The following is a 24,516-nucleotide window of genomic DNA, read 5'->3' as shown; positions in this document are numbered from 1 at the left end:
ACAGGGATGACGATGGATTTCTCGCTAGTATTGGTGATTGCCGTAGCGGTAGCCGGCGTGGTGTGGCTGATAGACCTGATTGCCCTGCGCGGTGCGCGCAAGGCGCGTCTGGCCAAGGCCGAGGCATCCGTCGAAGGGGAACTGGACAGTGGTACGCGTGAGAAGCTGACGCGGGACCCGTGGCTGGTGGACTATGCCAAGTCGTTCTTTCCGGTACTGTTGCTGGTGCTGGTGGTGCGCTCATTCGCCTATGAGCCGTTCCAGATTCCCTCCGGCTCGATGCTGCCGACGCTCAAGATCGGCGACTTCATCCTGGTCAACAAGTATGACTATGGCCTGCGCCTGCCGGTGGTCGACACCAAGGTGCTGGAGGTCGGCGAGCCTGAGCGTGGTGACGTGATGGTGTTCCGTTTCCCGGAGGACCCGTCCACCAACTTCATCAAGCGCGTCGTCGGTCTGCCCGGTGACACCATTCGCTATGAGGGCAAGCAGCTCTACGTGAATGGTCAGGCGGTCAGCAAGACGCTCAATGCGCGCAACGTCAGTGAGCAGCCCGGCGAGAGTCTGCTGGATGAGACACTGGGGAAACACGCCCATCAAATCTACAATAACCCTCAGGACCCCGGCCCGCAGATGCGCGAGATCCGGGTGCCTGAAGGGCAGTACTTCGTGATGGGTGACAACCGCGACCATTCCAACGACAGCCGCTACTGGGGCTTCGTGCCGGAAGAGAACATCGTCGGCAAGGCGGTCGCGGTGTGGATGCACTGGAAGGACGGATTCCCGGACTTTTCCTCGGTACGCCTGATTCATTGATCAGTGCATTGACCGGGCCGCCGAGAGGCGGCCCGGTCGTGTCTGGCAGCGCCGCCCGGCGGCGTGCCAGTACCGCAAGGACGGATCTTTCGACATGGGACGATGCGTCGTGCCTGCCATGTCAACCTGCTGTTCATCATGTCGGACCCGAGGCCACGAGCCTGCGGGCAGCGCGGCTGACGAATATCGGATTGGGATGGTGGCGATCGGCAACTCCTCAAGCCGTGTAGGCTTCGGGCATCGCGAAGCATGTCGATGACGACAGGCATCAGCCGTCAAGACTGATGCACCATTCGACAGGACGCCTGCGGGCGTCAGCGACAAAAAGAGAGTAGGGAGACCTGTGAGTAGCCCGCTGAATGCCTTTGTAAAGCGTATCGGCCACACCTTCGAGGATGCCAGTCTGTTGGAACTGGCATTGACCCATCGAAGCTATGGTGGCCAGAACAATGAGCGGCTCGAGTTTCTTGGCGATTCCATCGTCAACTTCGTGATCGCCGAAGCGCTGTTCCTGCGCTTCCCCCAGGCCCGTGAGGGCCAGCTGTCACGCCTGCGTGCGCGTCTGGTCAAGGGCCAGACCCTGGCGGAGCTTGCCCGTGAGTTCAAGCTGGGCGAGAACCTGCGCCTGGGCTCCGGCGAGATGAAGAGCGGCGGTCATCGTCGCGAATCCATCCTGGCCGATGCCGTGGAAGCCGTGATCGGTGCCATCTATCTGGATGCTGGCATGCAGGTCGTGCGTGAACACGTGCTGCGCTGGTACGACAGCCGTCTTGAGGCGTTGAACCTTCAGGACACCCAGAAAGATCCCAAGACACGTCTGCAGGAATTCCTGCAATCGCGTCAGGCGGCCCTGCCGCGCTATGAGGTGACCAGCGTCGAAGGCGAAGCGCATTCGCAGACCTTCAGCGTCGATTGCCACGTCGAGATGATCGACACCAAGACCACAGGCGTCGGCTCCAGCCGTCGCCATGCTGAACAGCAGGCGGCCGAGTTCGCGCTGCAACTGCTCGAACCTGCCCGCGGAGGCCGCTCATGAGCCATACCCCAGAAGACAACGTCACCCCGAGCGGCGACGCCCCTGATGCCTCTACCGAGACGCACACCGGCAACGCCGATGCCCTCGAGGGCATGCTGGCGGCCGCCGGTGTCAGCGATCAGCCGCTGCCGGATACCCGCTGTGGCTTCGTCGCCATCGTCGGGCGCCCCAATGTCGGCAAGTCGACGCTGATGAACCACATCCTGGGCCAGAAGGTCTCGATCACCTCGCGTCGTCCGCAGACCACGCGTCACCAGGTGATGGGCATCCACACCGAGGACGGCACCCAGTGCGTCTTCGTCGATACCCCGGGGATCCACATCATGCAGCGCGATCGCAACAAGGCGATCAACCGCTTCATGAACCAGACCGCCACCCAGGCGCTGCGCGATGTGGACGCCGTGGTGTTCATCGTCGACCGCACCCGCTGGATGGAAGAAGACCAGATCGTGCTCGAGAAGCTGGCCCACGTGAAGGCGCCGGTGATTCTCGTCGTCAACAAGATCGACTGGCTGAAGGACAAGACCACTCTGGCGCCTTGGCTCCAGAGTCTGCAGGAACGTCGTGACTTCGCGGCCATCATCCCGATGTCGGCCAAGAATGGCACCAACATCGACCTGTTGCTCGAGAACGTGATGGGGCGTCTGCCGCACGGCGAGCACATGTTCGCGGATGATCAGATCACCAACAAGAGCTCACGCTTCCTGGCCTCCGAGCTGGTGCGCGAGAAGGTGATGCGTCAGCTGGGTGACGAACTGCCGTACCAGATGACCGTCGAGATCGAGGAATTCAAGACCGATCAGCGCGGTACGCTGCACATCAGCGCGCTGATGATGGTCGAGCGTCAGGGCCAGAAGAAGATCCTGATCGGCGAGAATGGTGAGCGCATCAAGAACATCGGTCGCGAAGCGCGTCTCGAGATGGAGCGTGCCTTCGATGCCAAGGTGATGCTCAACCTGTGGGTCAAGGTCAAGCGTGGCTGGTCGGATGACGAGCGCGCCCTGAAAAGCCTGGGTTACACCCACGACAAGGACTGATGCTCCCCGCACCCGTGGCGTGGCAGGCAAGACGACTGCCGCGCCACGGGTGGCCTCATCAGTCGAGCATCGACTGATGCTCGGCGTTCGCCTCTGCCGGATGCCATCTTCCCTGTCCGCAAGCCCTCTCTGTCGTGAGCCTGTCCGATGACGCCGCAACCGGCCTTCCTGCTGCATCGCAAGCCGTATCGTGAAACCAGTGCCATCATCGAGTTGTTGACCCTCGAGCATGGTCGGGTGCGCGCGGTGGCACGCGGTGTCCAGCGTCCGGGCAGCAAGTCGCGGGCGCGACTGCAGCCGTTCACTCCCCTGCACGTCACCTGGCGCGGGGAAAGCGATCTCAAGACGCTCAACCTGATGGAGACCGGCGGCAGTGCCAGTCTGCTGGCGGGGGAGGGGCTTCTGTGTGGCTTCTATGCCAATGAGCTATTGACGCGCACCTTGCCGGTGGAAATGCCGGTACCGGAGCTGTTCGCGCTCTATTCGCTGACCCTGGATGACGTGGCGCTGCCTGCTCGTCGCGCCCCGGCGCTCAGGCGACTGGAATACACCCTGCTGGAAGCCCTTGAGCAATTGCCGCAGTTTCGTACGCTGGAGGATGCCCCTCTGATGCCCGACGTGCGCTACGACTATGTCGCCAGCGAGCGGCGTTTTCGCGCCCAACCCGAGGGGGCGGCAGGTATCGAGGGGCGTGCCTTGAAGCTGCTGGCCAGTGAGGACTGGGGGCACGCCGGCCTGTCGCGCGAGAGTCTATGGCTGGCGCGGCGCGCCCTGGCGCCATTGTTGGGAGAGCGTCCGCTGCGCTCGCGTGAACTGATGCGTCAGCTGACCGCCCGGCGACGTGAAAGTCGTCAGACAGGATGATGCGGGCCTTGCCTGCAGGTCGTATCCTGTCGTCATGCAAGCTGTCTTCGTCATGGCACCTGTTGCCATGCCTATTTTCCATCTCCATCGCTAGGAGCTGATCATGCACCCGCTGCGTATCCTGCTCGGGGTCAATATTGACCACATCGCCACTCTGCGCCAGGCGCGTGGCACCCGTTATCCGGACCCGGTCCAGGCCGCGCTGGTCGCGGAGGAAGCCGGCGCCGATGGCATCACCGTGCACCTGCGTGAAGACCGTCGCCATATTCAGGAGCGCGACGTGCGTCTTCTGTCCGAGGTGCTCAATACGCGCATGAATCTCGAGATGGCCGTCAGTGACGAGATGCTGGCGCTGGCCGAGGAAGTGCGTCCGGCCAATGTCTGCCTGGTGCCGGAGAAGCGCGAGGAACTGACCACCGAGGGTGGTCTGGATGTCGCCGGGGATCTGGAACGCATTCGCGCGGCCTGTGAGCGTCTCGCGACGGCGGGCTGTGAAGTCTCGCTGTTCATCGACCCGGAGCCTGAGCAGATTCGGGCCGCCTTCGAGACCGGGGCGCCAGTCGTCGAGCTTCACACCGGTGCCTACGCGGATGCCAGCGGTGAAGCGGCGCGTGTCGAATTCGAGCGCATCGCGGCCGCAGCCGAGCTCGCCAACGAGCTGGGCCTGATCGTCAATGCCGGGCATGGTCTCAACTATCACAACGTCGAGGCCATCGCAGGCATCTCGGGGCTGAACGAGTTGAACATCGGTCACGCGATCATCGCGCGTGCCATGTTCGTTGGCCTCAAGGAGGCCGTCATCGAGATGAAGCGCCTGTGCATCGCCGGACAGGAAGCGGGGCTGATGGCAGCGCTGGATGCACACGACCATGACCATGAGCACGATGAGGATCATGAGCACGTGCAAGGGTCAGGCTGCTGCGGATGATCGTCGGGATAGGCACGGACATCGCGCGAATCGAGCGTTTCGAGGCCGGCATGGCACGCCACGGAGAGCGCTTCGCTCGGCGTCTGCTCGGAGCGCAGGAGCTGGCACGCTTCGCGGATCACCCCCAGCCGGCGGCTTTTCTGGCCAAGCGTTTCGCGGCCAAGGAAGCCTTCGTCAAGGCGCTGGGGACCGGGCTGCGTCAGGGCATGCGTTTCACCCAGATTCAGGTGGTGAACGATGCGTTGGGCAAGCCGTCCTTCGTGCTGTCAGATGAGGCGGAAGCGCTGACTGCGCGTGCCGGGATTCGTCATCTGCATCTGTCGATCAGTGATGAGCGTGATCAGGCCATCGCCTTCGTGGTGCTGGAGCGCTGAGCATCCGCTGACCGCTGACAAGTGCTGGACATGACAACGCCACCCTCGCCTCGCGGCCAGGGTGGCGTTGTCGTTGTCGGCAGTGGGATGGTGAGGAGGGGGCGGAATAGGCAAGAGAAAGAGGATTGGCGAAGAGCGGATGCCGTCATCAGTGCTCTCGGCCAGTGCTCTCGACCAGCGCTCTCGCTCAGCGCTCGCGGTCCGAGGCGTCGGGGCGCGATTCTGCCAGGAGCAAGGTGGCTTCCTCGCTCTGTGCCCACTGGGCAAGGCTTGCGATGGCATCGAACAGCGCGGCGACGTCGTCCTCCAGCTGATCCAGGCCACTGACGCGCAGGCGTGTCTCCAGCGCCTCGACCAGCAGTGCCAGGCGCGGCACGCCACAGTAGCGGCAGGCGCCATTCAGATAGTGCACTCCATCGAGCATGGCCTCGCCATCCTGTACCGCCCAGGCCCTGCGGATGGTGACCTCACTCTCCGGCAGGCTCTTGATCAGCAGTCCTAGCATCTCCAGGGCCAGCGCCTTGCGCCCGCCGGCCATCTCGATGCCCAGTGCCATGTCGACGATGGGCAGTTCGCCATCCTGCTCGCTCAGTCCCTCGAACGCGGCGGGCATGGGAGGTGCACCCTCGGGGCGCTTGCCACGCTCGATACTGCCCGCGTCAGTGGCACTGGAGAAAGGGGAGAAGGCGGGGGCCGTGTCGTGTGGCGGGGTCTTCGGCACGCTGAGCGTGATGCCAAGGTGACGGCTCAGCATGTTGGCCAGCAGGTGCTCGTCGACCGGCTTGATGAGGTAGTCATCCATGCCCTCGGCCAGCAGCTCCCGGCGCTCGTGTGCCAGGGCGTGCGCGGTCAACGCGATGACGGGAAGGTGCTCATGGCGCATGCGCTGTTGATGGCGCAGAGCCTTGGTGGCTTCCAGGCCGTTCATGCCCGGCATCTGGATATCCATCAGTACCGCATCCACCGGCTGCTGCTGTGCCAGGGCCAACGCTTCCTCGCCACTCTGGGCGGCCAGGGTATCCAGCCCCATGTCGGTGAGCAGTTCCTCGGCCAGCAGGCGATTGGAGGGGTTGTCATCGACGACCATCACGCACTTGCGCGTCATGTTCGGCGTCTCCGCAGGCGTGGCAGCCTGAGGCAGCCCGTCAGGCATGGGGGAGGCAGGCGGCGCCTCGGGGGCCCGCGGCGATGCCGGCGAGCGCTCCGGGAGCGGAGCGGAAAGATCAGGCGTCAGCCGCCCGGCCGTGGTGCCATCCTCCAGCGGCGTGAAGGCCGGCAGCTCCTGGAGGCGTGGTGTGTCACGCCGCGGTGAATGCAGCAGGTTGGCCAGCTTGTGGCGCATCTGCAGGCGTGTGACCGGCTTGCTGAGCAGTTCGTCGATCCCGTATTGCTGCAGGTCCTCGATATTGGCCGGCAGTGGTGCATTCAGCAGACACAGCACGCGACACGGCAGATGCTTGAGGCGCTGACTCCATTCCTCCAGCCGCTTCAGGTCACGGCTTTCCAGGGCGACTACCACGAGATCAGGCTGCTCCTCGATGCCGACGAGGTCCAGCGACCAGCGCGAGAGCAGGTAGCTCAGGGCGCGGCGCGTGGCCGGGTGTGGCTCGATGAGACAGATGCGCTGATGATCGAAGACGATCTCGCGCGGGCGCTCCTCGATGCTGCTGACGGCCACCGGCACGCTGAACAGGAAGGTGGAGCCATGTCCGGGCAGGCTTTCGACCTGGATCTCGCCACCCATCTGTTCCACCAGGCGTTTCGAGATCATCAGGCCCAGGCCGGTGCCGCCGAACTGGCGGGCGCGGGACGGGTCACCCTGGGAGAAGGCCTGGAACAGTCGGTTGCGTTGCGCACTGTCCATGCCGATGCCGGTATCGGCCACGGCAATCTTCAGGCGGGTACTGCTGCCGGATAGGTCATCCACCATCACGCGGACGATCACTTCGCCCTGCTCGGTGAACTTGACCGCATTGGCCACCAGATTGGTGACTACCTGCTTGATGCGCAGCGGGTCACCCTCGAAGCGTTGTGGCACGTCATCGTAGACCAGCCCCAGCAGGTGCAGATGCTTGCGATGCGCCTCCGGGGCGTGCATCGCCAGCACTTCCTCGATGAGCGGCTCGATGTCCATCTGGACCTTCTCGAGCTCGAGCTTGCCGGCCTCGATCTTGGAGAAGTCCAGGATGTCATTGATCAATGACATCAGCGAGGAGGAGGCGTTCTGCATGTGGCCCAGCCAGTCGCGCTGGCGGTTGTCCAGGTCACTGCGCCCCAGCAGGTTGCTGAAGCCGATGATGCCATTGAGCGGCGTGCGGATCTCATGGCTCATGTTGGCGAGGAATTCCGACTTGATGCGGTTGGCTTCCAGCGCCTTGCGGCGGGCCATGTCCAGTTCGATGTTCTTGATCTCGACGGTTTCCATCGATTCGTGCAGGTCACGCGTCGTCTGGTCGATCTGGTCCTGCATGTCTTCCCGCGCGCGCTTGAGCTGCTCGACGCTGAGATTGTAGTGCTCGGCCAGCTCGCTCATGTCGTCATTGCCCTGCACCGGCAGACGCTGGTGAGTCTCGCCGCGCGCGAGGCGGGTCATGGCTTCGCCGAGGTCATGGAAGGGCTGCAGCATGCGACGTGAGGCATGGTAGGCGAACAGCAGCAGCGCCAGTCCGAAGACCAGGTTGGCCAGCCCATAGCCGACCAGCAGCTGATAGCGGTGCAGCACGATACGGGTATCGGAGGCCTCGAGAATCAGCCAGGAGATGCGGTCTCCGCGTCGTGCCTCCCGCCATGGGTCGATCACCGGTGTCACCAGCACCAGCGCGTCGGGGGCTTGCGGGTAGGCGTCGCTTTCCAGCAGCGAGCTTGTCTGTGGACGTTGGCTCGGCCCCATGTGAAGCAGGGTGCCACCCTCGGGGGTGCGCAGCGTCAACCCTCGCACGTCGCGTTGATCGATGAGCATCTGTGCCAGTTCATGCAGACGCTGGTCGTCGGCTTCCAGGGCGGCATTGGCAAGCCCGGGCATGATCGCCTGCACACTGGCCTGCAGACGCTGCATCATGGCGGTGCGTTCACGACTGATCTCACGATCCACCACATAGAGGCTGAACAGCAGGCTCGTGGCAAGCGGCAGCAGAAGCAACGCGAGCTGAAAGCGGGTTCTAAGCAGCATGGCAGTCCATCGCGACGGGGCAGCGAGCCAGAGACTCGGATGCCGCAGGAAGAGGAAAACAGGGTTGCAGCGCCGCACCTTCCGGAGGTGACGTGTCCGAGGGCCTGCGTGCAAGGCCCGCACAGCCGCCAGCGGCGAGCGGCGTGCGAAAGCCAGGCTCAAGCATACCTTCCAGACTGCAGTGATGCGATGGTTCGCGCCCTGACAGGGAGGTGGCGGGAGCGATATACTGCGCACATCTTCTACACCCCCGACGTGGCCCCGATTGTCTCAGGTCTCGATGCTGCCTCCTGACGGTCAGCATCGGAGTATCCGGGCGCGTCCTTGGAGTCTGCCCCTCATGTCTCATGTCAGTGACGCCGCGGATCTTGCCGCGACTGAATTCCCCAGTCTTGCCGATGTCGTCGGCAATACGCCGTTGGTACGCCTGACGCGTATCACCGCCGGTCGCAACAACGTCTTGCTGGCCAAGCTGGAAGGCCACAATCCCGCGGGTTCCGTGAAGGATCGTCCGGCGCTTTCGATGTTCAATGAAGCCGAGGCTCGCGGCGAGATCCAGCCCGGTGACACCCTGGTGGAAGCCACCTCCGGCAACACCGGCATCGCGCTGGCGATGGTCGCGGCCATCAAGGGCTACCGCATGGTGCTGGTGATGCCCTCCACTGCCTCCAGCGAGCGCAAGCAGGCCATGGGCGCGTATGGCGCGACGCTGATCGAGGCAGACAACATGGAGCACGCGCGGGACATCGCCGATGGGATGATCGCGCGTGGCGAGGGCAAGGCCCTTGATCAGTTCGCCAATCAGGACAATCCCCTGGCGCACTACCGCACCACCGGACCGGAACTCTGGCAACAGACTCAGGGACGCATCACGCATTTCGTCTCCTCCATGGGCACGACCGGCACCATCATGGGTACCTCGCGCTATCTCAAGGAGCAGAATCCCGCCATCGAGATCGTGGGACTGCAACCGGCGGACGGCGCCAGCATCGCCGGCATCCGTCGTTGGCCCGAGGCCTATCTGCCGCGCATCTTCGATGCCTCGCGCATCGACCGCACCCTGGATATCGCTCAGCGGGACGCCGAAGTCTGCATGCGCCGTCTGGCGCGTGAGGAAGGCATTCTGGCGGGCGTGTCCTCCGGCGGCGCCCTGGCAGGGGCGCTCACGGTGGCGGAGCAGGTCGAGAACGCGGTGATCGTGTTCATCGTCTGTGACCGTGGCGACCGCTATCTGTCGACCGGCCTCTACACCCACGGAGATGACCTCTGATGGCACTGCTCGGACAGAAACGCCCAGCGCGCAAGCCGACGCGTCGTGAGAAGGAAGTGGCCAGTCGCGAGACGCGCAACGTCAGTGATGCCGACAGCCAATGGCTGACGGTGGAACGTCTGGCGCATGATGGGCGAGGCGTCGCGCATGACGAGAACGGCAAGACCCAGTTCATCGACCAGGCCTTGCCCGGTGAGCGGGTCACGCTGGCCATCCACCGTACCCACAAGCGCTTCAACGAGGCGCATGTGCGCTCGCGGGACAATGCTGCCGAGAGTCGCGTGACGCCGCCGTGTGCACACTTCGGCACCTGTGGTGGTTGTGATCTCCAGCACATGGCATTGCCGGCCCAGCGCACCCACAAGGTGCAGGTGCTCAGTGAGCATGCACAGCGCAATGGCGTGGCGCTGGCGGATATCCAGCCACTGGGCGAGGACGAGCATCGTTATCGTCGGCGTGCACGCCTCGGGGTGCGCGTCACGGACAGCGGCGAGATCCAGCTGGGCTTCCGCGGCCGTGGCAGCAATCAGCTGGTGGATATCCAGAGCTGCAGCGTGCTGGTGCCGGCGCTGGATCGACTGATCACGCCGCTGCGCGAGCTGATCAATACGCTGGAAGCGCCCAAGCGTCTGGGCCATCTGGAGCTGACGGCCGCGGATGACCAGGTCATCCTGGTGATTCGACAGCTCAAGGCCGTGCCGCGTGATGCCGAGCGCTGGCAGGCCTTTGCCGAACAGCATGGGCTGGTGGTCGGCTGGCGAGTCGGGCGTGATCCGGTGGTGCTGGAATGGCTGGCCGGCACGCCGGACGCCGCCTACTCCGTGCGCGTCGGCGAGCGGACACTGCGTCTCGCCTTCTCGCCGGGTGACTTCGTGCAGGTCAATGCCGCGCTCAATCAGCGCCTGGTGGATACGGCGCTGGACTGGCTGGGCGATGTCAGTGGCCTTGCGGTCATGGACCTCTATGCCGGAGTCGGCAATCTCACGCTGGCCGTGGCGGCAGCGGGGGCCGCGAAGGTAACCGGCATCGAAGGCAGCCAGGGCATGGTGGATCAGCTGATCGCCAATGCCGAGCACAACGCGCTGCCTCAGGTGAGCGCTCGACGCGCCGACCTCAGTCGTGCGCTGCCATCACTCGAGGGTATCGACCTTCTGGTACTGGACCCGCCGCGCGATGGCGCTCAGCCTCTATGCGATGAGCTGGCACGTCACCTGCATGCCGGGAAGGTCTCCCATGCACCCGCACGGGTGCTGTACATCGCCTGTGACCCGACCACGTTGATGCGTGACGTGAAGATGCTCACCGACGCCGGCTATCGTGTCACGCGTGCGCTGATGGCGGACATGTTCGTTCACACGGCACATCTGGAATCGATGCTGCTGCTGGAGCGGATGGAAGACTGAGACGGCGCCCCCGGGCGCTGTCATCAAGATGGCAAGATATTCAAGGACATAGGGTCATGGTCAAGGTGCGCGAAGATCAGCCGCTGACCGATAGCGGTGGTGTGGACATCCCGGTGTGGGTCGCGCGACTGCGCGAGGAGGTCCCGTCGGTGAATGCCGAGGTCATGGTGCGAGCCTGTGAAGTCGCATTGAAGGTGGCGCGTGAGGCGGATGCGCGTGGCGACAAGCCCTGGCGTGAGCCGCTGGTCAGTTTCCGCTTCAGTCTCGAGATGGCGGATATCCTCTCGGAGCTGAAGCTCGACCAGCCTGCGCTGGTGGCGGCAGTGCTCTATCGCGCGGTGCGTGAGGGGCACCTGGGGCTTGAGGCCATCGACAAGCACTTCGGTGCCGAGGTGGCACGTCTGATCGAGGGCGTGCTCAACATGGCCGCCATCAGTCAGTTGCAGGCGCCCAGTCATGGCATGGCGCAGCACGATCAACAGGACAACCTGCGCAAGATGCTGGTGTCGATGATCGATGACGTGCGCATCGCGCTGATCAAGATCGCCGAGCGCACCGTCGCCCTGCGTCACGTCAAGGATGCGCCGCGCGAGAAGCGCATGCGGGTCGCCAATGAGGTCTTCGACATCTATGGTCCGCTGGCTCACCGTCTTGGCATCGGTCAGCTCAAGTGGGAGCTGGAGGATCTGTCCTTCCGCTACCGCGAGGAGACCGAATACAAGAACATCGCCAAGCAGCTGGCCGAGAAGCGTCTGGAGCGCGAGCATTACATCGCCGATCTGCTGGTCGAGATGCGCAGTCTGATGCGCGATCAGGGCATCAAGCACTTCGATGTCGCCGGCCGCGCCAAGCACATCTACTCCATCTGGCGGAAGATGAAGATCAAGCGCATCGCCTTCTCGCAGGTGTATGACGTGCGTGCGGTGCGGATTCTCGTCGGCACCGTCAGTGACTGCTATACGGCATTGGGCATCGTCCACTCGCGCTGGCACCACGTGCCTCACGAGTTCGATGACTACATCGCCAACCCGAAGAAGAATGGCTATCAGTCGCTGCACACCGCAGTGGTCGGGCCCAGCAACAAGGTCATCGAGATCCAGATCCGCACCTTCGACATGCACGAGGAGGCGGAGCTGGGCGTGTGTGCCCACTGGCGTTACAAGGGCCACGACGTCGGTCACAAGAGTCGCAGCTACGAGGACAAGATCGCCTGGTTGCGTCAGGTGCTCGAATGGCAGGACGAGGTCGGCGAGAGCGGAGGACAGGAGTCCATCCGTCAGGGCCTGAGTTCCGACGTGGCGCCTGATCGCATCTATGTCTTCACGCCGGAAGGGCACGTCATCGATCTGCCCAAGATCGCTACGCCCATCGACTTCGCCTATCGCGTGCACACCGAGGTGGGGCATCGCTGTCGTGGTGCCAAGGTTGACGGCCGTATCGTGCCGCTGACCTACAAGCTCAAGACCGGCCAGCAGGTCGAGATCCTGACGGCCACCAAGGGCGGGCCGAGTCGTGACTGGCTCAACCCCAATCTGGGCTATGTGCGCACCTCGCGCGCTCGCGCCAAGATCCAGACCTGGTTCAAGCTCCAGGCGCGGGATCAGAACGTCGACGAGGGCAAGGCGCTGCTCGAGAAGGAATTCTCGCGTCTGGCGCTGGAGAACCTTGATCGCGACAAGCTGGCCAACGCCGTCAACTATCCGACGCGTGATGACATGTACGCCGCCATCGGCGCGGGGGACCTGCGGGTCGGCCAGGTGCTGCATCAGGCGCAGCAGCTGTTCGGCGACACCGATGATCAGGAGCAGCTCGAGCGCCTGCTGCGTCAGCGCAAGCCGCAGGGCAAGGAGAAGCCGGACGCCGTCATGGTGCTGGGGGTCGGCAACCTGAAGACCACCATGGCCAACTGCTGCCATCCGGTGCCGGGGGATCAGATCGCCGGCTTCATCACCCAGGGGCGTGGCGTGACGGTGCATCGTCAGGACTGCCCGAACCTGATCCAGCTGCGCTCGGACGAGCCGCGGCGCATCGTCGATGTCGACTGGGGCCAGCGGTCACGCAGCCAGTATCCGGTGGATATCGAGATCCAGGCCTGGGACCGCTCGGGGCTCCTGCGCGATGTCACCAATGTGCTCAGTGGCGACAAGGTCAATGTGCTGTCGGTCAATACGCGCACCGACCAGCTCGACAACATCGCCACGCTCAGGATCACGCTGGAGGTCGAGAACCTCGATGTGCTGGGACGCGTGTTCGCACGTATCCAGCAGCTGCCCAACATCATCGACGTCAAGCGCCTGCGGGTCGGTGGCAACAAGTCATGAGTGCCGCAACTCCCCCCGGACGCCATGGCCTTGAGGACCTGCTGACCCTGATGGCCGTGCTGCGTGACCCGCAGTACGGCTGTCCGTGGGATCTGAAGCAGGACTACGCGAGCCTGGTGCCGCACACCCTGGAGGAGGCCTATGAAGTCGCCGACGTGATCGAGCGGGCCGCGGCAGATGCCGAGGTGCTCGACGAGCTGCCGGCGGAGCTGGGCGACCTGCTCTTTCAGGGCGTGTTCTACGCCCAGATCGCCAGCGAGCAGCAGCGTTTCGACTTCCATGACGTCATCCATGTGCTCACCGAGAAGATGCTGCGCCGCCATCCGCATGTCTTCCCGGATGGCACCCTGGCTTCGCGCCGTGAGGGCATCGCCACGCATGAGGTGGACGCAGGGTCGCTCAATGCCCAGTGGGAGACCCTCAAGCAGCAGGAGTCCGGCGAGCCATCTGCCAGCCAGGCCGCTGACGTCAGCGTGCTGGATGGCGTGCCGCTGGGCCTGCCGGCGCTGACGCGGGCGGCCAAGCTCTCGAAGAAGGCCTCACGTTCGGGCTTTGACTGGCCGGACACTGCCGGTGTGCTGGACAAGATCCGCGAGGAACTCGGCGAGGTCGAGGAAGCGCTGGCCGAGGGCGATGAGGCCCATGCGCGTGAGGAGGTGGGGGATCTGCTGTTCGCGGTGGTCAATCTGGCGCGGACGCTCAAGGCGGACCCGGAGCAGCAGCTGCGGGCGACCAATGCCCGTTTCGCTTCCCGGTTCCGTCATGTGGAAGCCGCGATTGCGGCAGAGGGGCGTTCGCTGAAGGAGGCCAGTCTCGCCGAGATGGATGCGCACTGGGATGAGGCCAAGCGCCGGGAGCGGGCGGCCAGTCAGTCCGAGAGCCTCGAGGATGGCTCGTCGAACGCGCGTGCGGTGACTCCGCTTGTCAGGTGATGTGATGCCGTCGTCGGGCGGCAGAAAGAAAATGTAGTAAGTTTACGCGATAGTCGGATTGTGGAGCCAAGGCCCGCGGTCGTATGCTGATGGTAAGCGATCAGGGCAAGTGCCTTGTCCTGCTTTCCGGTCTGCTGCGCCGCGGGCCTTTCGTTTGGGGCATGCGTCAGATCTCTGTGCCAGTCTCCGTGTCAGGTGGCGCAGGGCTTGCGACGGGCCGCGAGCCCGTCATGGATCTGTCAACTGAATGCCCCTGATGACAGGGGATGATTCCCGCGGCGGCACCGTCACTCCCAAGGAGGGTTGCATGAGTCACGACCTGCATGAATCGTTGCGCGACAATGTGCGCATTCTCGGGGACAACCTCGGCCAGACCATCGCGGCCGATCTCGGCGATGACTTCGTCGAGCGTATCGAACGCATTCGCGCCCTGGCCAAGAAAGGCCAGCAAGGCGACCTCGCGGCCCGTCGCGAGTTGATCGATTACCTGCGCGACCTTCCCGACAGCGATCTGCTGCCGGTCACCCGCGCCTTCAATCAGTTTCTGAATCTTTCCAACATCGCCGAGCAGCACTACCGCGGCCGCTTCAAGCGTGTCGAGGATTATCGTCCCGGCAGTCAGCCGGATCTGGGCGAGCTGATCACGCGTATCCGTGAGCGTGGCTTCAGTGCCCAGAAGATCGTCGAGGAGCTGTCGGCGATGCGCGTCGAGCTGGTGCTAACGGCCCACCCGACGGAAGTCATCCGCCGTACCCTGATCCAGAAGTACGATGCCATCGAAGGCTGCCTGACCCAGATGGAAGGTGCCTGTGATCGCCCGGAACAGGCGACGCTCGCGCGTGCACGCCTCTCTGAGCTGATCAGCCAGGCCTGGCATACCGACGAGATCCGTCACGAGCGCCCGACCCCGGTGGACGAGGCCAAGTGGGGCTTTGCCACCATCGAGAATTCGCTGTGGCAGGCGGTGCCGGACTTCCATCGTCAGCTGGACGAGATGACGCTGGAGGCGGCCGGCGAGCGTCTGCCGCTGGACGCCGCGCCGCTGCGCTTCGCCTCCTGGATGGGGGGCGACCGCGATGGCAACCCGAATGTCACCGCGCGGGTCACCCGCACCGTGCTGCTGCTGGGTCGCTGGATGGCGGCGGATCTCTACCTGCGGGATCTCGAGCAGCTCAAGTCCGAGCTCTCCATGTGGAAGTGCTCCGCGGCGCTGCGTGCCGAGGCCGGCGACGTGGCGGAACCTTACCGCGAGATCCTGCGGCGTCTGATCCTGCGCATGGAAAGCACCCGTGACTGGGCCAAGGCTGGCCTGGACGGCAAGCGTCACGAGGGGCTCGACATCATCGAGACGCGTGAGCAGCTCTATGCACCGCTGCTGGCCTGCTACCGCTCGCTGTGTGACGTGGGACTGGACACCATCGCCAATGGCGCCTTGCTCGACACGCTGCGCCGCGTGGCCTGTTTCGGCGTGACTCTCACCAAGCTCGACATCCGTCAGGAAAGTACGCGCCACGCCCAGGTGCTCGACGAGCTGACCCAGTCGCTGGGCATGGGCAGCTACTTCGAGTGGGATGAGCAGAAGCGCTGTGAATTCCTCGCCAGGGAGCTGGGCGGTCAGCGCCCCTTGATCCCGCGTCATTGGGAGTGCTCCACCGATACCCGCGAAGTGCTGGATACCTTCAAGGTCATCGCGCGTGAACACCGTGAGGCGCTGGGCACCTACATCATCTCGATGGCGGGCCAGGCCTCCGATGTACTGGCGGTGGCGCTGCTGATGAAGGAGGTGGGCGGTGATGTGCGCCTGCCCATCGCGCCGCTGTTCGAGACCCTGGACGACCTGGATCGCTCCGGCCCGGTCATCGACACGCTGCTGGGCATGCCGATCTATCGCAAGCACGCCGGCAATCGTCAGGAAGTGATGATCGGCTATTCCGACTCCGCCAAGGATGCCGGCCAGCTGGCGGCGGCCTGGGCACAGTATCGTGCCCAGGAGACGCTGGTGGATGTCACCAAGCGGCACGGCGTCGAACTGACGCTCTTCCATGGTCGTGGCGGCACGGTGGGTCGCGGGGGCGGTCCGGCACATGCGGCGATCCTCTCGCAGCCGCCGGGCTCGGTGACCGGTTCCCTGCGCGTGACCGAGCAGGGCGAGATGATCCGCTTCAAGTTCGGCCTGCCGGACATCGCCAGCCGCTCGATGGAGATCTATGTCTGTGCGGTCCTCGAAGCCAGCCTGCTGCCGCCGCCCGCCCCGCGTCAGGAATGGCGCGACGAGATGAATCGTCTCGCGGACGTCGCGCACAAGGCCTATGTCGGAGTGGTGCGCGAGGACCCGAACTTCGTGCCTTACTTCCGCTCGGTCACGCCGGAGACGGCACTGGCGCGCCTGCCGCTGGGGTCACGCCCGGCCAAGCGTCGTCAGGATGGCGGTGTCGAGACATTGCGGGCAATCCCGTGGATCTTCGCCTGGACCCAGATTCGTCTGATGCTGCCGGCGTGGCTTGGCAGTGGCGAAGCCTTCGCCAATCGGCTCGAGGAAGAGGGTGGGCTGGAAATCCTGCGCGAGATGATGAACGACTGGCCGTTCTTCTCCACCTATGTCGACATGCTGGAGATGCTGCTGTCCAAGGCGGATCTCTCGACGGCGGCCTACTACGAGCAACGTCTAGTGGATGAGCCTGCGCTCAAGGAGCTGGGGCAGTCGCTGCGTGATCGTCTCGAGCGTCTGGAGAAGGTGGTGCTGGAGATCCGCGATCAACAGACGCTGCTGGAGCACATGCCGCTGATCCGTCAGGCCATCGATGTGCGCAACCCCTACATCGACCCGCTGCATGGCCTGCAGGCCGAGCTTCTGCAGCGCAACCGGGACGCCGATGGCGCCATCTCCGCCGAGCTGTCGCGCGCCCTGATGGTGACCATGGCTGGTATCTCGGCCGGTCTGCGCAACACCGGCTGAGGCGGCGGCTGACGATATCGCGTCGGCCAGTCTTGAGTCACTGCATGAAAAAGCCCCGACAGGCATGCCTGTCGGGGCTTTTCGTTGTCATGAAGCTAACGGTGGTATCTGATTACAGCAGGCCGCTGGCGCGCTCTCCTACCCATGGCATCAGGAAACGTTCCCGCTGCCAGTCCTCATCCTGATTGAGCGCGACCAGGTGCAGCAGCTTGGTGAAGGCGGCCTCCAGCGTCATGTCATCACCGGACAGTACCCCGATGGTGGCAAGGCCCGCGCCTGCCGCATAGTGGCCGATGCTGACCGGGCCATGCGGACACTGGCTGATGCCGGCCAGCAGCTTGCCTTCGCCGCGCGCATCGGCCAGCACGCCCAGAAGCTCGGCGCCCGCCGGCAGATTGCCGCTGCCCCACAATTCCAGCACCGCGCCCTTCACTTCGCTGCGCAGCAACTGCACTCGTACGCTCTCGGCGCTGATGCCGGGGTAGAGCGGCAGGCGGATGACGGCATCCTGGCCGAGGCAGGCGTAATCCGGCAATTCGAAGGCCGGCCCCTGGTCATCCATCAGGCGGCCTGGATAGACCACCACACGGTCATCGACCCACTCGCCCAGCAGGGGGGCATTGGGAGTGGTGAAGCCGCGGTGATCCTGGGTATACCACTTGCGGGTGCACACGCCGCGCAGCAGCTGACCGCCGAAGGCGACCACCACCTCATTGAGGGTCGATTGGGCGGCGGCGGTGAGGGCCAGTTCGACATTGGCAAGAGCATCGCTGCCGTCGGCCTCCAGTGGCAGCTGGGCACCACTGACGATCACCGGGCGGGCGGTGCCCTTGAGCTGGAAGGCGAGGCTTGACGCCGTCCAGGCGAGGGTGTCGGTGCCCTGCAGCACCACGAAGCCATCGAAGCTGTCATAGGCATCGGCGATCTCGCCCGCGATCTGCTGCCAGTCAGCGGGCGTCGCCGAGGAGGAGTCGATCAGTTGCGGGAATTCGCGCAGGGTGAAGGCGGGCAGACGGCCACGACGACTGGGCGGCAGATCCTCCAGCGCTGCTCGCAGACGCGCATCGAAGTCTCCGGCCGGCACCAGGCCCTGCTCGCTTTCGACCATGCCCAGCGTACCGCCGGTATATAGCACCAGGATGTGTGTCTCGGGAGTCATCGTATCCACCTGCCAGAAATGGGAAAGCCGGCATTGTAACGCATGCCGGCTGGCGGGTGAGACGTGCTGCCAAGGGGATGACCAGGTCAGCAGCGAGTGCGGTGGTGGCGGAAGGGCTAGCTGATGTTGCCACCGCCGATGCGCACATCCTGCTGATGGGTCATGGCGCTGATGCAGAGGACGCGCACGCCTTCCAGCAGGCTCTCCAGGCTCATGGTCGGCAGTCGGCCATCGAGGCTCTGCTCGGGGAGTGCCGGAATATGCACGAAGCCGGAGCGGATCGGACTGTCCGCCAGATGGCGCTGCACGCCGTAGAACAGATGGTTGCAGACGAAGGTGCCGGCGGTATAGGAGACGCTGGCCGGCAGTCCCGCTGCCTGCAGATCATTGACCATCGCCTTGATGGGCAGAGTCGTGAAGCAGGCATCCGGGCCACCGGTCTCGATGGGTTCATCCACCGGCTGGTGTCCGCCATTGTCCTTGATGCGGTAGTCATCCAGATTGATGGCGACGCGCTCCGGCGTGATGGCGCTGCGACCACTCGCCTGGCCCAGCATGATCACGGTATCGGGGGCGTGACGCTCGATGGCCTCCACCACGCTCTCGATCGCGGCGTAGCGCGTCACCGGCACGCGGCAGGTGCGTATCTCGACACTGTCCGATGAGCCATTCGGCAGGGCCAGGGTCTGACCCTCCAGCTGCTCGATGATCTTGAGTGCCGGATTGACGCTGTCGTTGCCGAAGGGCTCGAAACCACAGAGAAGCAGACGGGACATGGGAGACTCCTTGACTGGCATCGATCACCGCAGGCCACTGCTGGCGGTGATCGATGCGCGGGTAAGCATGAGAACGAATCAGAAGGCCAGCAGCAGCATCAGGCTGATGTTGGCCATCAGCATCACCAGCGCCGGAATGATCTGGGCGCGGATGATGTGATAGCGATCATCCAGCTCCAGCAGCGCCGCCGGCACGATGTTGAAATTGGCGGCCATGGGCGTCATCAGCGTGCCGCAATAGCCCGACAGCATCCCCAGCACGCCGACGATGGCGGGATTGCCACCATGCAGGGCGATGACCAGCGGATAGCCGATCCCGGAGGTGATGACGGCGAAGGCGGCGAAGCCGTTGCCCATCAGCATGGTGAACACGGCCATGCCGACACAGTAGGCGATCACGCAGGCGATGAGACTGGTATCGGGAACCACGCTTGAGACCAGCCCCGCGATGGTCTGGCCGACACCGGCCTGATCGAACAGCAGACCGAGCGCGGCCAGGAACTGCGGCAGGATGGCGGCCCAGCCGATGGCATCCGCCAGGCGACGACCTTCCTGCATGCCGGTGCCGGGGCGCTCACGCAGCAGCAGCAGGGCAACGGCAAACGCTAGCACGGTCGCAAGCCCCAGCCCGACCAGTGCGCTCTGCCCGGTGGTGAGGGTGTAGAGGAAGGTGCCGATGGGAATCACCAGTGCCGGAATGAACAGCCGAGACCCCAGGCGTTGGCGGCGCTGCTGGCGGGCTTCATCGCTGAGCTGTCCGTAATTGCCGAAGCCGAGCTGACCGGTGGCGGCCAGCAGCGCCATGGCGAGCATGGCGAGGCCGACCACGACGTTGGGCAGCCACTGGCCGAAGGCCAGGCTGATCCCGAAGATAATCCAGAAGGCGCTGGTGCCAAGGCGACGCGGGTGGTCGCGGTCGGTCAGGGTCAGGAGGGCAAACACCATGACGGCGAAGCCGGTGATCAGGTAAAGGGCATCGATACCGCTCATGAGTGGCTCTCCGTCATGGGAGTGGTGTAGCTGTCAGGGGCTGACGCGGGGGTTGCCTGCGAAGGGGAGGCGGGATACTCCTCGCGCAGCAGTCGATGCTCCTGCTGGATGCGCTTGTCCAGCCCGCGACACAGGATGAAGACCACGACCAGCGAGACGAGTGCGGTAGGAATGGCATAGAGCGCCATGTCCGCGAGACTGACGCTGGTGCCGCTCTTGTCCAGCACGCTCTTGATCAGCAGCAGGCCGCCCGAGGCGACGAAGATCAGCTGACTGAAGAAGTTGCCGAAGTTCTCGCTGACGGCATTGAGTACCCGGATGCGCTGGCTCAGGGTCTTGAAGCGGGGGGAGGCCACGGCTTCCTCGGAGAGGTCGCGCTCGGCGGCACCGACCGACATCGGCGCGACCAGCGGACGGATCATCGCCGGGTGCCCACCCAGCTGCAGCCCGAAGGCGTTGGTCACCTTGCGCAGCAGCAGGTAGCTCAGGGTGATGCGGCCGGCACTGGCGGCACGCAGCTTCTGCACGAGATGCTCGGCCTGGTCACGCAGGCCATTGCGCTCCAGCAGGCCAATGACCGGCAGGGTGATGATGAAGAGTGACACGGCGCGGTTGTCGGTAAAGGCCTGGCCGAGGGCGCCGAGGATCTCGGTGGGCGTCATGCCGGCCACGAGTCCCGAGGCAAAGCCTGCCACCAGGACCACCAGCAGAGCGTTCAAGCGCAGTGCCAGACCGACCACGATGATGGCGACGCCGATCAATGACAACATGTGATATCTCCCGAGCCTGAGGAGGACAGTCTGTTGCGGGGGCAGGACATGGGCTTACACCTCTGAGTGTGAGCTTGTTGTTGTGAAGTACGTGCCGCGAAGTAGGTACCGTGAAGTACGTTGTTTTACTACGCGAGCTCAGAGGGTAGGGTCAGGCAGGAATAATCCAAATGAGACATTCGGAATATATAAATTAATCGTAATTGTTGAATCGATATAATCTATCACTTTGAGGTGCATGACAGGTCTGGTCGATATCAGGCAGGCAGACATCAGCACGTCAGCGTGTGAATGCCGGAGCGGGACGCTCGCGTCAACAGGCCTCGCCGGGCGCACGCTCGAACATCACGTCAGCGCGTGCAACCGCTTGGGCAAAAGGGCGGGGCAGGGAAGAGATGAAGAATGCGCAGCATAGGACTCAGCCGTCGATGACCTCGGGGCTGCCATCATCGCGCAGACAGATGCGCTGACGTCTCCCGACCTTGAGACCCAGCGCTGCGGCGGCGATGAGAATCAGCGCGAACAGCGAGGCGATCACGTCAAGGTCATTGGTGAATTCAAGCAGTATGCCCACCGCCAGCGGGCCGAGCGCCGCCAGCATGTAGCCGGTGCCTTGCGCCATTCCCGACAGCGCCCCGGCCAGGCGAGCGTCGTTGCTGCGCAGTACCAGCAAGGTCAGCGCCATCGAGAAGCTGCCTCCTTGACCAAAGCCCAGCAGTACGGCGAACAGCCAGCGCAGTGACAGCGGTCCGACCATCAGGCCGAGCAAGCCGACCGCCGAACAGGCAAGCAGCAGCAGGATGGCGGGACGCTGATCCCGTCCCATGCGCCCGATCACCGGCGCCAGCAGGGCAGTGAGTACCTGGGCCATCACCGAGGCGGCCATCAGCCAGCCGGCCTCGACATCGCTCAAGCCACGTTGTTGCAACAGAAACGGAAGCCAGCCGAAGACGATATACGCCAGTGATGACTGGCAGCCCATGAAGAAGGTGATCTGTCGTGCCAATGGCAGGTGCCACAGGCGTGGCGCGTCATGTTGGCCGGCCGGCAGGCGCCGAGGCCAGGGGTGCGGCATGCTCAGACGCCAGACCGGTAGGGCGATCACCACCAGCAATGCCCAGCAGCTCAAAGAGGCCTGCCAGCTGTCCAGCCAGTTGGCCAGCGGCACACTGAGCCCTGCGGCAAGGGCGGCGCCAAGGCATAGCGCCATGGTGTAGACACCGGTGAACAGGTCAGCGCGCTCGGGATGTTCGCGCTTGACGATGGCGGGCAACAGGGTGCCCGCGATACCGATACTGCCGCCGCACAGCAAGGTCCCCAGATAGAGAAGGAGGGTCAGGTCGCTGGCGCGCAGCCACAAGGCGATTCCCAGGATGACAAGCGCCAGGCTCAAGGTACGCTCCGCCCCCAGTCGCCCCGCCAGGCGTGGTGCCAGTGGCGCGAACAGTCCCAGGCATATCACCGGCAGAGTCGTCAGCAGGCCGGCGGCCAGTGTGCTCAGGCCAAGGTCCTGCGTGATGCGATCCAGCAGGGGAGCCAGCGAGGACAGCGCCGGTCGTAGATTGAGGGCGACCAGTATCAGGATGAGCAGAAACAGCGGGACGGACATTCGGCGCATGAGGCAGGCCTATCCTGAAGTAAAGGAGAGTCATGAATACGCGGGCGGACAGGGGCAGTGAACCTCCTGAACGCTTGGACAGTTCTGCGAGAATACCGTCATCCTCCGGCACTGTCTTGCGGGTTCCGACCAATATGCAATACCCATGATGCAAGGCACGCCGTGCAATGAACGACCTGCCATTCACGATCTGGCATCCACGACGCAAGACGCCCAGCAGGGGCTGGGCGTCTTGTGAGATAAGGCGGGTTGCAGAGAGGGGCTCAGTATTTCGGCTCGAGCTCCAGCTCGCGAGCCCCGGGGTAGAGCTCAAGCGGTGTCTTGCGTGGCGTGGTGCCAGCTCCCTGCCCTTGCTGCCCGGTACGTGACCTGGTGTCACCGTTGCGCCATGAGGAAAGCGGCGACGTGCGATCAGACGAGACGCTGCTGGTTGACGAGGCAGCGGGACGACGCAGCGCCTTGGCACGAATCAGGGACATGTCCTCGGTACTCAGCAGCAGGCCCTGCTGGGTACGCTCGATCTTCAACAGGCCCTTGAAGTGCCAGCAGCGCATCGGGGTATGGGCGACGCGGTAGCGGTGGCCTTCCACCTCCAGCGATACGGCTTCCCTGGGACGGCAGCCCCGAGGATGAAGCTGTACCTCTTCCAGCAACACCAGACGATTGAAGTCCTGGGGTTGAAGGACCTGGTTGCCTTCATGCATGCGCACCGGGAAGGCGTGGTTGTCGCGGGACAGTTCACGTCGCTTGTGGTTGACGCTGCCAGACCCTTCCAGGACACCCACGCCACAGACGTGCAACAGTTCGCCGTCGATCTGCTTGATGACAAGCACCTCGACGTGGCGTTGCTTGAACAGTTGATTACGCAATGAGCTCAAGGGCATGGCGGGAATCCTCTCTGGCAGCTTCTGGCCTCTTTTCAGTGGCGGGTCGCCAGACGGGTTGGATGGCGTTGAAGCGATATCTGTCGACTATATCATACGCCGTCCTGTCGAGGATTTCCTGAATCCAGCGCCCTGGCGCAGTGATCTATGCAACCTGTCGCTGGATTCATGGGCGTCTTTGATGACAAGGGCTGAGGCGTCTGGTGCCAAGTGCTCATGTCACTCGTACTTGCCAAGTACCGCCCGGCAGATGTCGGCAAAGCTGCGGGCTTCCGGGGGATGCTCAAGGTGGAGTCCGAGGGCCTGCCCGACACGAGATGCCGCGATCAAACCACGGATGCAGGGGTGGCCATCGCTGTCCTCTTCCGTGACCAGCAGGTGGGATTCTCCGCTCTGACGCAGGGTCTCGACCAGATCGCCCACCCTGGCGCGCTTGAGCACTGACAGGGCAATGCCGTGCAGCTCGGCGCGTGGCACCTGTACCATGTCGACGGTGACTTCATCACGCTGCACATCGAAGCGTGTCATGGCCCGCATCACCACGCGCCCGCCCTGCAGCTCGCGGGAGGTGACGACGCCGGTGAAGGTGCCGTCGTGATCATGCACCAGCAGAAGACGCACGCCTGCCTGTTTCATGGTCGCCAGCGCCTGACCGATGGAGGCGCTCCCCTGGATGCTGCGACCCGCGGTCACCGAGAAATCGGTCAGCAGTTCGCTGGCGGGGCTGTCCATGTTGATGTCGCCCAGAGGCTGGAGAGGCAGGCGTGAGGTGGTGACCTGTTCAAGCGGTTTCACTTCGAGGGTGTGATAGGCAGATGGGGCGATGGCATTCATGGAATGACTCCGATACTTGATGAACGATGAGCGTCTGCAAGATGAGAGTCACGCTGATCAAGGGAGTTTCCTGCACCAGGAGTAACGACTTGTTGCTGTTGTCGCAACCACTGATGCAAGGCCCCGCTCGAGAGGCGGGCGTGTGACTGGCGCGCGGAAAGACGCTGTCTGGCAGCAGGCGAGCAAGATGGAACAGAGGCGAAGTGACTGGCAAGAAAGCCGGATGGGGCGGGGGGTGTGAAAGATCCTGCGCTGAATGACGGCCGGATGTGACAAGGCACGGCGTCCTCCCGGATCAGGAATCACGTCGTGCCTTGTTCATGCAGGGGGCAGTGAGCTCATCACCGCGTCAGCAGGCCCAGCTGTTGTTCCGGATTGG

19 protein-coding genes are annotated in these 24,516 nt (G+C 64.0%); 11 read left to right on the top strand and 8 right to left on the bottom strand.

Annotated features, from left to right (window positions below):
- Positions 1-12: 12 nt before the first annotated feature.
- The 6 genes from lepB (at position 13) to acpS (ending at position 5,055) form a co-directional block, all read left to right on the top strand.
- The gene (gene lepB, locus QD172_RS04280) at positions 13-816 is read left to right on the top strand and encodes a signal peptidase I (protein WP_077372167.1); all 804 of its coding nucleotides are present in this window, start codon (positions 13-15) and stop codon (positions 814-816) included.
- Between the two features lie 343 nt (positions 817-1,159).
- Positions 1,160-1,852 carry a ribonuclease III gene (gene rnc, locus QD172_RS04275; protein WP_077372170.1) on the top strand — a complete coding sequence of 231 codons (693 nt, stop codon included), beginning with the start codon at positions 1,160-1,162 and terminating at the stop codon, positions 1,850-1,852.
- Between the two features lie 92 nt (positions 1,853-1,944).
- Positions 1,945-2,889, top strand: a complete 945-nt coding sequence (era, locus tag QD172_RS04270) for a GTPase Era (RefSeq protein WP_077373161.1) — start codon at positions 1,945-1,947, stop codon at positions 2,887-2,889.
- Between the two features lie 147 nt (positions 2,890-3,036).
- Positions 3,037-3,753 carry a DNA repair protein RecO gene (gene recO / locus QD172_RS04265; RefSeq protein ID WP_077372173.1) on the top strand — a complete coding sequence of 239 codons (717 nt, stop codon included), beginning with the start codon at positions 3,037-3,039 and terminating at the stop codon, positions 3,751-3,753.
- A gap of 103 nt (positions 3,754-3,856) precedes the next feature.
- Positions 3,857-4,681, top strand: coding sequence for a pyridoxine 5'-phosphate synthase (gene pdxJ / locus QD172_RS04260; RefSeq protein ID WP_279855100.1), 825 nt, complete (start codon positions 3,857-3,859; stop codon positions 4,679-4,681).
- Positions 4,678-5,055 carry a holo-ACP synthase gene (acpS, locus tag QD172_RS04255; RefSeq protein WP_077372179.1) on the top strand — a complete coding sequence of 126 codons (378 nt, stop codon included), beginning with the start codon at positions 4,678-4,680 and terminating at the stop codon, positions 5,053-5,055. Before pdxJ ends, acpS begins: the two co-directional genes overlap by 4 nt.
- 187 nt (positions 5,056-5,242) lie before the next feature.
- On the opposite strand, the gene QD172_RS04250 is transcribed toward acpS, so the two are convergent.
- The gene (locus tag QD172_RS04250) at positions 5,243-8,224 is read right to left on the bottom strand and encodes a response regulator (RefSeq protein WP_077372182.1); all 2,982 of its coding nucleotides are present in this window, start codon (positions 8,222-8,224) and stop codon (positions 5,243-5,245) included.
- Positions 8,225-8,564: 340 nt separating this feature from the next.
- Here QD172_RS04250 and cysM point away from each other — a divergent pair, with 340 nt between their 5' ends.
- The 5 genes from cysM to ppc all read left to right on the top strand — a co-directional run bounded on the left by cysM (position 8,565) and on the right by ppc (position 17,106).
- Positions 8,565-9,494 carry a cysteine synthase CysM gene (cysM, locus tag QD172_RS04245; protein ID WP_279855099.1) on the top strand — a complete coding sequence of 310 codons (930 nt, stop codon included), beginning with the start codon at positions 8,565-8,567 and terminating at the stop codon, positions 9,492-9,494.
- Positions 9,494-10,897, top strand: a complete 1,404-nt coding sequence (gene rlmD, locus QD172_RS04240; protein ID WP_176492962.1) for a 23S rRNA (uracil(1939)-C(5))-methyltransferase RlmD — start codon at positions 9,494-9,496, stop codon at positions 10,895-10,897. Before cysM ends, rlmD begins: the two co-directional genes overlap by 1 nt.
- A gap of 56 nt (positions 10,898-10,953) precedes the next feature.
- Positions 10,954-13,218 (top strand): GTP diphosphokinase, encoded by a 2,265-nt coding sequence (gene relA, locus QD172_RS04235; protein ID WP_077372191.1) that lies wholly within the window; start codon positions 10,954-10,956, stop codon positions 13,216-13,218.
- Positions 13,215-14,150 (top strand): nucleoside triphosphate pyrophosphohydrolase, encoded by a 936-nt coding sequence (gene mazG / locus QD172_RS04230; protein WP_077372194.1) that lies wholly within the window; start codon positions 13,215-13,217, stop codon positions 14,148-14,150. The genes relA and mazG overlap by 4 nt, the downstream gene beginning before the upstream one ends.
- Positions 14,151-14,457: 307 nt before the next feature.
- A complete protein-coding gene (gene ppc / locus QD172_RS04225; RefSeq protein WP_077372197.1) occupies positions 14,458-17,106 on the top strand; it encodes a phosphoenolpyruvate carboxylase in 2,649 nt (882 codons plus the stop codon).
- Between the two features lie 112 nt (positions 17,107-17,218).
- On the opposite strand, the gene QD172_RS04220 is transcribed toward ppc, so the two are convergent.
- From QD172_RS04220 to QD172_RS04190, 7 genes are all read right to left on the bottom strand, one after another.
- On the bottom strand, positions 17,219-18,265 hold the full coding sequence (locus QD172_RS04220; RefSeq protein WP_279855098.1) for an asparaginase: 1,047 nt from the start codon (positions 18,263-18,265) through the stop codon (positions 17,219-17,221).
- 116 nt (positions 18,266-18,381) lie between these two features.
- Positions 18,382-19,041 carry a pyroglutamyl-peptidase I gene (pcp, locus tag QD172_RS04215; RefSeq protein ID WP_279855097.1) on the bottom strand — a complete coding sequence of 220 codons (660 nt, stop codon included), beginning with the start codon at positions 19,039-19,041 and terminating at the stop codon, positions 18,382-18,384.
- A 78-nt stretch (positions 19,042-19,119) separates the two neighbouring features.
- Complete coding sequence (locus tag QD172_RS04210) at positions 19,120-20,031, bottom strand: DUF979 domain-containing protein (protein WP_279855096.1); 912 nt, start codon at positions 20,029-20,031, stop codon at positions 19,120-19,122.
- Entirely contained in the window at positions 20,028-20,801 is a 774-nt protein-coding gene (locus tag QD172_RS04205; RefSeq protein WP_279855095.1) for a DUF969 domain-containing protein, read from the bottom strand. The genes QD172_RS04210 and QD172_RS04205 overlap by 4 nt, the downstream gene beginning before the upstream one ends.
- Before the next feature lie 418 nt (positions 20,802-21,219).
- A complete protein-coding gene (locus tag QD172_RS04200) occupies positions 21,220-22,419 on the bottom strand; it encodes an MFS transporter (protein ID WP_077372213.1) in 1,200 nt (399 codons plus the stop codon).
- Positions 22,420-22,682: 263 nt separating this feature from the next.
- Positions 22,683-23,303, bottom strand: a complete 621-nt coding sequence (locus tag QD172_RS04195) for a hypothetical protein (protein ID WP_176502757.1) — start codon at positions 23,301-23,303, stop codon at positions 22,683-22,685.
- A 219-nt stretch (positions 23,304-23,522) separates the two neighbouring features.
- Complete coding sequence (locus QD172_RS04190) at positions 23,523-24,137, bottom strand: CBS domain-containing protein (RefSeq protein WP_065392490.1); 615 nt, start codon at positions 24,135-24,137, stop codon at positions 23,523-23,525.
- Between the last annotated feature and the right edge of the window lie 379 nt (positions 24,138-24,516).

The organism is Cobetia sp. 10Alg 146 (assembly GCF_029846385.1).
Taxonomy (GTDB): Bacteria; Pseudomonadota; Gammaproteobacteria; order Pseudomonadales; family Halomonadaceae; genus Cobetia; species Cobetia marina.
Note: the sequence above shows the minus strand (reverse complement) of the source record. Positions and strands in the feature narration are given on the sequence as shown.

What these genes read in the sequence shown, in the direction of transcription:
- lepB (WP_077372167.1), top strand. Translation starts at nt 13, where the DNA reads ATGGATTTCTCGCTAGTATTGGTGATTGCCGTAGCGGTAGCCGGCGTG.
- era (WP_077373161.1), top strand. Translation starts at nt 1,945, where the DNA reads ATGCTGGCGGCCGCCGGTGTCAGCGATCAGCCGCTGCCGGATACCCGC.
- recO (WP_077372173.1), top strand. Translation starts at nt 3,037, where the DNA reads ATGACGCCGCAACCGGCCTTCCTGCTGCATCGCAAGCCGTATCGTGAA.
- pdxJ (WP_279855100.1), top strand. Translation starts at nt 3,857, where the DNA reads ATGCACCCGCTGCGTATCCTGCTCGGGGTCAATATTGACCACATCGCC.
- acpS (WP_077372179.1), top strand. Translation starts at nt 4,678, where the DNA reads ATGATCGTCGGGATAGGCACGGACATCGCGCGAATCGAGCGTTTCGAG.
- QD172_RS04250 (WP_077372182.1), bottom strand. Translation starts at nt 8,224, where the DNA reads ATGCTGCTTAGAACCCGCTTTCAGCTCGCGTTGCTTCTGCTGCCGCTT.
- cysM (WP_279855099.1), top strand. Translation starts at nt 8,565, where the DNA reads ATGTCTCATGTCAGTGACGCCGCGGATCTTGCCGCGACTGAATTCCCC.
- rlmD (WP_176492962.1), top strand. Translation starts at nt 9,494, where the DNA reads ATGGCACTGCTCGGACAGAAACGCCCAGCGCGCAAGCCGACGCGTCGT.
- relA (WP_077372191.1), top strand. Translation starts at nt 10,954, where the DNA reads ATGGTCAAGGTGCGCGAAGATCAGCCGCTGACCGATAGCGGTGGTGTG.
- mazG (WP_077372194.1), top strand. Translation starts at nt 13,215, where the DNA reads ATGAGTGCCGCAACTCCCCCCGGACGCCATGGCCTTGAGGACCTGCTG.
- ppc (WP_077372197.1), top strand. Translation starts at nt 14,458, where the DNA reads ATGAGTCACGACCTGCATGAATCGTTGCGCGACAATGTGCGCATTCTC.
- QD172_RS04220 (WP_279855098.1), bottom strand. Translation starts at nt 18,265, where the DNA reads ATGACTCCCGAGACACACATCCTGGTGCTATATACCGGCGGTACGCTG.
- pcp (WP_279855097.1), bottom strand. Translation starts at nt 19,041, where the DNA reads ATGTCCCGTCTGCTTCTCTGTGGTTTCGAGCCCTTCGGCAACGACAGC.
- QD172_RS04210 (WP_279855096.1), bottom strand. Translation starts at nt 20,031, where the DNA reads ATGAGCGGTATCGATGCCCTTTACCTGATCACCGGCTTCGCCGTCATG.
- QD172_RS04205 (WP_279855095.1), bottom strand. Translation starts at nt 20,801, where the DNA reads ATGTTGTCATTGATCGGCGTCGCCATCATCGTGGTCGGTCTGGCACTG.
- QD172_RS04200 (WP_077372213.1), bottom strand. Translation starts at nt 22,419, where the DNA reads ATGCGCCGAATGTCCGTCCCGCTGTTTCTGCTCATCCTGATACTGGTC.
- QD172_RS04195 (WP_176502757.1), bottom strand. Translation starts at nt 23,303, where the DNA reads ATGCCCTTGAGCTCATTGCGTAATCAACTGTTCAAGCAACGCCACGTC.
- QD172_RS04190 (WP_065392490.1), bottom strand. Translation starts at nt 24,137, where the DNA reads ATGAATGCCATCGCCCCATCTGCCTATCACACCCTCGAAGTGAAACCG.